Annotated in this window: 4 pseudogenes; 2 read left to right on the forward strand and 2 right to left on the reverse strand. The window is 33.7% G+C overall.

The features are described from left to right. Positions 1-442: 442 nt before the first annotated feature. Positions 443-709: pseudogene (locus P7D84_RS13660) on the forward strand (transposase family protein); the annotation flags it as partial. On the opposite strand, the pseudogene P7D84_RS13665 reads toward P7D84_RS13660, so the two are convergent. Then, positions 699-1,034, reverse strand: a pseudogene (locus P7D84_RS13665) (toprim domain-containing protein); the annotation flags it as partial. The pseudogenes P7D84_RS13660 and P7D84_RS13665 overlap by 11 nt on opposite strands. Then, positions 1,034-1,234, reverse strand: a pseudogene (locus P7D84_RS13670) (recombinase family protein); the annotation flags it as partial. The pseudogenes P7D84_RS13670 and P7D84_RS13665, both read right to left, overlap by 1 nt. An 11-nt stretch (positions 1,235-1,245) precedes the next feature. On the opposite strand from P7D84_RS13670, the pseudogene P7D84_RS13675 reads away from it, so the two are divergent. Continuing rightward, positions 1,246-1,321 (forward strand): annotated as a pseudogene (locus P7D84_RS13675) (DDE-type integrase/transposase/recombinase); the annotation flags it as partial.

A 1,321-nucleotide genomic window follows, 5' to 3' on the forward strand; every position in this document is an offset into this window, starting at 1 on the left:
ATTATTGGGAATCCCAGCTTAAATCATAGATACCGTAAGGGATTTTATTCTTTATTTAAAACTTTGCAACAGAACCGAATATTCAGACTAAAGTACCATGTTACTACCTTTTTACATGGATTATAATAAAAATAAAGGAGTAATTTCTATGAAAGTTAAGTTGCTATCTAGTTGGTGGTCGGAAGCTAATCTTGAAAGTAAAGTAAATGAGTTTATTGAGTTTACTGAGTTGAACGGATTTAAAATAATCGAAATTCAATTTCAGACCAGTATCTATGGATATTCTGCAATGATAACTTATACGTAATCCTGGCTCTAGAATTTATAGGACTGATAGAAAAAATTCTATCGGTCCTATTTTCTTCTTAAAAAACATAGAAGACATACAATATTTCCGTTAGAATAGAATCACCATAATACTATCTAGAAAGGAAAATTTTGTATGTCTACATCTGATTCTATCAAACAAATCCTTGGAGTGAAAGATAAAAATATTGAAAGTTTAAGCTGTCAGGAGGACTTCTACAAGGGGAAAAAAGTGATTCTTGCGGAGGCTGCCCTTATTCGTACGTTTCATCGTTGTCCTTTGTGCAAAGTATCTAGTGAAGCTCTTGTTCGTAATGGCAAGAAAGTCTCGATGATTCTTTTAAATCGCTGCGCCAATAAACAAACTTATTTGCGTTTGAAGAAGCAACGCTATCTCTGTCGCTATCTGTTGCGACAATGATTGTATTTGCTTGTTTTAAAAGTTTGGCAACGATCTTAAACTGTTTGTCTTTGTTTTTTGCGACTTCAAAATCATAACGTTCAGGAAAGATAGGCAATGATTCTAATTTCCAATTTTGCCATTTTTCCTCATAGTGTCCTGGTTCTGCTAACTCGACTAAATGCCCAAAACCAAACGTGATAAACGTTTCATCTACAAAGATTGGGTCTTTGATCTCAAAATAACCGTCTTTTTTGTTACTTTGTTTTAAAGCACTTGCATAGGCTAATGCCTGGCTTGGTTTTTCAGCTAAAATAACTGTACTCATTAACTATCCCTCTTTTCTTTATTTTTCCTTTGATCGACTGTCACGTTATATCTTGTACGATACCTTCTAAACGTTCGGCGATTAATTCCAGTTTGTTCCTCAACTTGTTTATCGGAACAACCGTTCAAAAATAAATCAAAAGCATGTTTTAAACGTGGATCATTTTCTTTAAATTTATGCTGACGACCTTTGAATTTTCCATGAATAAAAGGATGAAACGTACATCAAAATTAAAGGAAAATGGCATTATTTGTATCGAGCCATCGATGCAGATGGTTTAACCTTGG

Source organism: Enterococcus dongliensis, assembly GCF_031927985.1.
GTDB lineage: Bacteria > Bacillota > Bacilli > Lactobacillales > Enterococcaceae > Enterococcus_A > Enterococcus_A dongliensis.